The sequence below is a fragment of the Streptococcus sp. 1559 genome (assembly GCF_013276735.1).
Lineage (GTDB): Bacteria > Bacillota > Bacilli > Lactobacillales > Streptococcaceae > Streptococcus > Streptococcus pseudopneumoniae.
On the sequence record NZ_VMLO01000101.1, the window covers coordinates 1 to 6902 of the forward strand.

The 6902-nt window shown below is 42.5% G+C and carries 10 protein-coding genes; 2 read left to right on the forward strand and 8 right to left on the reverse strand.

Features of this window, described 5'->3' with window-relative positions:
- Positions 1–49 precede the first annotated feature (49 nt).
- From HT688_RS10310 to HT688_RS10320, 3 genes are all read right to left on the reverse strand, one after another.
- Complete coding sequence (locus tag HT688_RS10310) at positions 50–283, reverse strand: hypothetical protein (RefSeq protein WP_001088017.1); 234 nt, start codon at positions 281–283, stop codon at positions 50–52.
- Positions 284–369: 86 nt separating this feature from the next.
- The gene (locus HT688_RS10315; RefSeq protein ID WP_000259256.1) at positions 370–750 is read right to left on the reverse strand and encodes a rhodanese-like domain-containing protein; all 381 of its coding nucleotides are present in this window, start codon (positions 748–750) and stop codon (positions 370–372) included.
- Positions 750–980 (reverse strand): YqgQ family protein, encoded by a 231-nt coding sequence (locus HT688_RS10320; protein ID WP_055387820.1) that lies wholly within the window; start codon positions 978–980, stop codon positions 750–752. The genes HT688_RS10315 and HT688_RS10320 overlap by 1 nt, the downstream gene beginning before the upstream one ends.
- Positions 981–1082: 102 nt before the next feature.
- Here HT688_RS10320 and HT688_RS10325 point away from each other — a divergent pair, with 102 nt between their 5' ends.
- A complete protein-coding gene (locus tag HT688_RS10325; protein ID WP_001222592.1) occupies positions 1083–1991 on the forward strand; it encodes a LysR family transcriptional regulator in 909 nt (302 codons plus the stop codon).
- Between the two features lie 53 nt (positions 1992–2044).
- Here HT688_RS10325 and HT688_RS10330 read toward each other — a convergent pair whose 3' ends face one another.
- The 5 genes from HT688_RS10330 to miaA are packed head-to-tail and all read right to left on the reverse strand — an operon-like array spanning position 2045 to position 6496.
- A complete protein-coding gene (locus tag HT688_RS10330; protein WP_023939992.1) occupies positions 2045–2800 on the reverse strand; it encodes an SDR family NAD(P)-dependent oxidoreductase in 756 nt (251 codons plus the stop codon).
- 20 nt (positions 2801–2820) lie between these two features.
- Positions 2821–3750 (reverse strand): ribonuclease Z, encoded by a 930-nt coding sequence (gene rnz, locus HT688_RS10335; protein WP_023939993.1) that lies wholly within the window; start codon positions 3748–3750, stop codon positions 2821–2823.
- Positions 3751–3764: 14 nt separating this feature from the next.
- Positions 3765–4388, reverse strand: a complete 624-nt coding sequence (locus HT688_RS10340) for a cystathionine beta-lyase (protein ID WP_023939995.1) — start codon at positions 4386–4388, stop codon at positions 3765–3767.
- The gene (gene hflX, locus HT688_RS10345) at positions 4381–5619 is read right to left on the reverse strand and encodes a GTPase HflX (RefSeq protein WP_023939997.1); all 1239 of its coding nucleotides are present in this window, start codon (positions 5617–5619) and stop codon (positions 4381–4383) included. Before hflX ends, HT688_RS10340 begins: the two co-directional genes overlap by 8 nt.
- A complete protein-coding gene (gene miaA, locus HT688_RS10350) occupies positions 5612–6496 on the reverse strand; it encodes a tRNA (adenosine(37)-N6)-dimethylallyltransferase MiaA (RefSeq protein WP_031222742.1) in 885 nt (294 codons plus the stop codon). Before miaA ends, hflX begins: the two co-directional genes overlap by 8 nt.
- Before the next feature lie 120 nt (positions 6497–6616).
- Between miaA and HT688_RS10355 the strand changes: the two genes are divergently transcribed.
- Positions 6617–6787 carry a DUF3042 family protein gene (locus HT688_RS10355; protein WP_001051780.1) on the forward strand — a complete coding sequence of 57 codons (171 nt, stop codon included), beginning with the start codon at positions 6617–6619 and terminating at the stop codon, positions 6785–6787.
- Positions 6788–6902: the final 115 nt, after the last annotated feature.

Sequence of the window (6902 nt, forward strand, 5' to 3'; positions counted from 1 at the left end):
TGAAGCCATAATAAAAAAGCTTTAAATTTAAAGCTTTTTTGTTTTTTGCTTATCTAAAAACTACTGCGATTGTTAGAATCCAGTTAAGAACAGAAACTACAAGTCCTACGATGTTGAGAATTTTTTCTGTTTTATAGTCCAGTCCAGATTCTTTTTGGTATGAAAAAGCCAAAACCAATCCTATGATCCCCAAAATCAGACTCACTATTGGAGAAAGCAAACCAAGGACGATAGATAAGATACCTAAAATAAGTGAAGGTTTTTTCTTTTCTTGTGAATTCATATTATAAAATCTCCTTAAAATTAATATAAATGATGATACCATAAAATGCTAGCTTTATCTATCATTCGACAGATTTTTACAGAATGTTAGCTAGTCTTCACTTTCCCTTTCCAAGAATCCAAGCCATAAGAAAGAATATAAATCTCAGAAAAACCTTGTTTTTTCAAGTAAAGAGCTGCATTTGTAACTCGTTGCGCACGTTGGTTTTCGTAGAGAAGGACAGGTTTATCTTTACGAAGGGCTGCAAGACTAGTCTTCAACTGACTTGAAGGAATATTGCGAGCCCCAAGAATATGTTTTCTGTGGAATTCTGCTGGGTCGCGCAAATCAATCAATTGACCCGTACGAATCAAGGCTTCAAACTCCTCATTGTCCACAATTTTAGCCGCACGGCGAATACGAAGATAGTTAAAGCCCATCCACGCCAACATTGCTAGTATAAGTGCCCACAAAATCCAAGTAACCATTAGTTCTTTTCTCCATTTTTCTCAATATAATCCAATTCTACCTTGTGCTCTCTGCGAAGAACCGCTTCTGCTTCTAGATAGTCTAATTTGTCCATCAACCCTGCATCGTAAATCCGAGAGAGTTCCCACTTCATCAGTTCAATATCATATAAGCGTTTTCCCATGTAAACAATAATACCAAATCGTTTGAGGAATTGCTGCACATCATAGAATGTTTTCATAAGACTCATTCTAGCAAAATTTTGTGTTTTTTTCAAGAAGAGACTTACACAATACTCCTGATTTTCCTATCTTCTTTGGCGATTCTGTTGCAAGTATGGTACAATAAAAACATGAGAATTCAACAATTACATTATATTATCAAAATCGTCGAAACTGGCTCCATGAATGAGGCAGCCAAGCAACTCTTTATCACTCAGCCCAGTCTTTCCAATGCGGTGCGAGATTTGGAAAATGAAATGGGGATTGAGATCTTTATCCGCAATCCCAAGGGAATCACCTTGACCCGTGATGGGATGGAGTTTCTCTCTTATGCCCGTCAGGTTGTCGAGCAAACTCAGCTTCTGGAGGAACGCTATAAAAATCCTGTCGCCCACCGCGAACTCTTTAGCGTTTCGTCTCAACACTATGCCTTTGTGGTCAATGCCTTTGTCTCTTTGCTCAAGAAAAGCGATATGGAGAAATACGAGCTCTTCCTTCGTGAAACTCGTACTTGGGAAATTATCGACGACGTCAAGAACTTCCGTAGTGAGGTCGGTGTCCTATTTTTGAACAGCTACAACCGTGATGTTTTAACGAAAATGCTGGATGACAATCACCTGCTGGCTCACCATCTCTTCACAGCGCAACCGCATATCTTTGTCAGCAAGACCAATCCTCTGGCAAAGAAAGACAAGGTGAAACTGTCTGATTTGGAAAACTTCCCTTATCTGAGTTATGACCAAGGGACGCACAACTCCTTCTACTTTTCAGAAGAGATTCTTTCCCAAGAACACCACAAGAAATCCATCGTAGTCAGCGACCGTGCTACCCTCTTTAATCTCTTGATTGGTTTGGATGGATATACCATTGCAACAGGGATTTTGAACAGCAACCTCAACGGAGACAATATCGTTTCTATCCCACTGGATATTGATGACCCAATTGAACTGGTCTATATCCAGCATGAGAAAACCAGCCTATCTAAGATGGGCGAACGCTTTATCGACTATCTACTAGAAGAAGTCCAGTTTGATAGTTGATAAATGATAAGAACCAATATGTAGGCTAGCAACAACCTGCATATTGGTTCTTTTTACTTATAATTAAAAGTCTCCCCTGCCAACTTATCAGCTAGCTTGGGAAAGAGAGTATACAACTTATGGGCTAGGTTCAACAACATCGGTAGATTGAGTTCTCGTTTGTTTTTTCCTATAATCTTGACAATCTTTTTAGCCACTGCATCTGGTTCTAGCAGGAAACGGTCAACCGACTTGAGATAGGTTCCATCTGGGTCGGCTTGGTAGAAAAATCCTGTACGGATTGGTCCTGGATTAACCGTCGTTACATAAACACCGTAGGACATGAGTTCGAGGCGCAGAGCATTTGAAAAACCAATGGCCGCAAACTTGGTAGCTGAGTAGAGACTGGACTTGCCAGTAGCGATTAAACCTGCCATGCTGATAATATTGATGATATGACCTTTTCGACTGTCTTTCATACGAGCCGCAAGGTGTCGAGACAGGTTCATCAGGGCAAAAGTATTGACCTCAAACATCTGGTGAATATCTTGGTCAGAAATCTGGTCAAATTCCTCAAAAATCCCGTAACCAGCGTTGTTTATCAAAACATCAATCTCGCCATAGCGGAGATAGAGGTCAGTTACCAGAGTTTCTAAGGCTGAATCATCGGTAATATCGATTTCAATCAATTCTGCATGGGGATGGTTTCCGTAGAGTTGGGCTAATTTTTCCTTATTTCTACCAAGCAAGATGAGCTGGTCTTCTGGTAAAAGTTTGACCATTTCTTGAGCTAGACCACCACTAGCGCCAGTAATGAGAATAGTAGGCATACTTATCCTTTCTCAATCTTTTAGATTTCCACTTCTTCCAAGTCTTTGACCACATGGACATTTTCAAAAATGCTAGCAGCATCTTTCTTGAGCTTGCTGATATCTTTTGAGAGGAAACGGGCACTGATATGGTTGAGCAAGAGGCGTTTGGCACCTGCTTCTACTGCTACTTGTGCAGCTTGCATGTTAGTAGAGTGGCCATGGTTACGAGCAATTTTTTCATCACCCTTTCCATAAGTCGATTCATGGACTAGGACATCGGCATTGACAGCCAGACGCACACTGGCATCCGTTTTTCGAGTGTCTCCTAAAATAGTGATAATTTTACCTGGACGTGGCGCTGAGATATAGTCTGCTGCCTTGATTTCAGTACCGTCTTCAAGAACTACGTCTTGACCGTTTTTGATTTTACCAAAAAGTGGGCCAAATGGGACACCAGCTGCCTTGAGTTTTTCAGCATCCAGCGTTCCTTCCAAGTCCTTTTGAATGACACGATAGCCAACACAGAAAATAGTATGATCCAGCTCCTCTGCATACACCGTGAATTTATCGGTCTCAAGGATTTTCCCTATAGAATCTTGGTCAAACTCATGAAAATGAATACGGTAAGGCAGACGCGAACCTGACACACGAAGACTGGTTAAGACAAATGACTTGATACCCTGCGGGCCATAGATTTCCAAATCTGTCTGCTCTTCATTGGCTTGAAAGGCACGGCTAGAAAGGAAACCTGGCAGGCCAAAAATGTGGTCTCCATGCAGGTGGGTGATAAAGATTTTGCTGACCTTACGTGGTCGAATTGTGGTTTCCAGAATGCGATTTTGCGTACCTTCTCCACAGTCAAAGAGCCAGACTTCGTTAATCTCGTCCAAGAGTTTCAGGGCGAGACTTGAAACGTTGCGGGCTTTAGAGGGCTGACCTGCCCCCGTTCCTAAAAATTGAATATCCATTCGATACTTTCTAATTAATCAATATATAACATGGCTGTGCGATTTTCCGATCGGAAATAGCGCTTGCCAGAAAAAGCAACAGCTTCTTGCAGTAAATCCTCTTGGCTGTAGCCTTTGAGACGCTTACGACCGTCAACCAAGCTTTCCAAATCAGTCAAAGCTGTGAGACTCTCCATGCTAACAACTTCCTCGTCTCCGACAGCCTTCATGTAAATCTTGCCAGACTTTTCAAAGACTAGTTGATGGGGGAAAATTTGTGCAATCTCAAAGAGCAAGTCATCCGAAATTTTCTCCTCATTTTCAGAGAAAATCCGACCAAGACCATCACTCTCATAGCAAAAACCAAAGGATTTACCAGACAAATTAAGCCGAATAAAAGGCTTGTTTTCGAGAGTGAAACTTGGCTCAACATTGTAGAGATTCAGTTCCTGATTGAGTTCCGCAAAATAATCGGTTGCAGCTTCAGGACTCTTTTTTTGGTAAAGTTCTGCAAAGTAGGCATTGACCACACTTGGCGGAGGAGTGATAAGCACCAACTGTTCTTGATCTGTTTTACCATCTAGAAGTTGATCTAAGTAAACCTTATCTAGGCTTGTATAACCTCCATACTTTAGAGCCAAATTTTTGATATCAGTCATAAAATTCCTCTAACCTCCATTTGTTTTTCTCAGAAATGTAGCCTGTAATGACTTCCCCGTCATCCTGATAATCGCGATTTTCAAGAATAGCTACACTTTCCAAATCATGAATCTTGTAGGACTTTGAAAAAGGCACGCGCAGGGTGAAAGATTCAAAAATATCCTTGATTTTCTCTAGCAGTAAAGCCTGCAAATTCTCACGACTATCCTCCGACTTGGCAGAAATGAGGGCATAAGGCGTTTGGGTAGGCGTGAAATCCTCCACCAAATCCGCTTTATTATAAAGCGTCAAGTGAGGAATATCTTCCATGTCCAGGTCTTTCATGATGGAGAGAACCGTTTTTTCATGCTCCTCGTGGTAAGGATTGCTGGCATCGATAACATGAACCAGAAGGTCCACATGCTTGCTTTCTTCCAAGGTTGACTTGAAACTGGACACCAACTCTGTCGGCAAATCTTGGATAAAGCCAACGGTATCTGTCAAAGTTACTTGGAGATTGCCTCCCAGATGAATACTCTTGGTTGTCGCATCCAGAGTCGCAAAGAGCTCATCTGCTTCATACTGGGTCTTACTGGTCAAGATGTTCATGATAGTTGATTTCCCAGCATTGGTATAACCAATCAAACCAATCTTAAAGGTGCTAGACTCCAGACGTTTTTCTCTGACAGTCGCCCGATTCTTCTCAACCACCTTGAGCTGACGCTCTATATCTGTGATTTGATTGCGAACACTACGACGATTCAGCTCCAGCTGGCTTTCACCAGGTCCACGGGAACCAATTCCCCCTGCCTGACGACTGAGCATAATTCCCTGACCAACCAAGCGAGACAGGAGATATTTGAGCTGGGCTAGGTGAACTTGGAGCCTGCCTTCGTGGCTTCGAGCCCGCATGGCAAAGATATCCAAAATCAACTGCATACGGTCAATGACCTTAACACCCAGAACTTCCTCTAGATTGACATTTTGCCTTGGTGTCAAACGGTTGTTGACAATGACAGTGGTAATTTCTTCGGCATCCACCATGAGGGCAATCTCTTCTAACTTACCAGAGCCAACGAAAGTCTTGGAGTCATACTTTTCACGTTTTTGCCTGTAACTATCGACTACGACAGCACCAGCTGTCTTGGCTAGACTGGCCAATTCTTCCATGGAGAGGTCAAAATTATCCATACCCTGCAATTCCACACCAATGAGCAGGACTCGCTCCTCTTTTTTCTCCGTATCAATCATCTAAAAACTCCTCTATCTGGCTTAAAATGCGGTCTTGCACACCAGCTTCTCCAATCTGATAAAAGGTGACCTGCATGCGATTACGGAACCAGGTCAACTGACGCTTGGCAAAACGACGAGTAGCCTGTTTGAGACTCTCACTAGCTTCCTCCAAGGTCTGCTCTCCACGGAAGTAAGGAAAAAGTTCCTTGTAGCCAATTCCTTTAGCAGCCTGCACATCAGGGTAATGGTCAAAGAGCCACTTAGCCTCATCCAAAAGCCCAGCCTCAAACATCAAATCCACGCGGCGATTGATACGTTCATATAATTGACTGCGCTCATCATCCAAGCAGATAATCAATGGTTCATACAAGGTCTCTTGATTTTCCAATTCCTGACCAAAATGGGCAATTTCCAAGGCACGCATCGCACGACGACGATTAAACTGAGGAATTTTAAGGTCTGCTTGCTCCACCAGATGAGCTAATTCCTCATCTGTATAAGGCTCCAAGCTAGCCCGATAGGCCAAAATCTCCTCATGGGGAGTCTCCCCACCTAGGTGGTAACCTTCTAGCAAGCTCTGGATATAAAGTCCAGTCCCACCAGCGATAATGGCCAGCTTGCTACGGCTGTGAATATCCTCAATAGCCATCTTAGCTTCTGAAACAAAATCAAAAGCCGAGTAAGACTCGGTTACCTCTCTAACATCGATTAAATGATGAGGAACAGTTTCCTGCTCTTCTGGACTAGCCTTAGCCGTCCCAATATCAAGTCCTCGATAGACTTGCTGACTATCACCGCTAACCACTTCGCCATTAAAACGCTTGGCCACTTCAATGGCAAGGGCTGTTTTTCCAACAGCAGTCGGTCCAACAATCACAATTATTTTTGTTTTCATCTTTTTTCCTTGAAAAATTCCCATTTTTTCGTTACTATTATTATAACACAAAAAGGTCAGTCAGAAAAATGTGACCTCTTGAGGGGGCTGGCTGATTAAGAAGATAAAGGAGGAAGACTCATGGCTAAAGGATTCGCTAAAGGTCTTGTAACAGGTGTCGCAGGAACTGTTGCTGCCGTTGCAGGTGCAGTATACGCATTTAAAAAGAAAGTAATCGAACCAGAAGAGCAAAAAGCAGCTTTCATCGAAGAAAACCGTAAAAAAGCAGCTCGCCGTCGCGTGTCACGTTAAGAAACAAAAGAAGTTGGGATTCATTGTCTCAACTTCTTTTTCTATTCTTTTATACTCAATGAAAATCAAAGAGCAAACTAGGAAGCTAGCCGCAGATTGCTCAAAGCACTGCTTT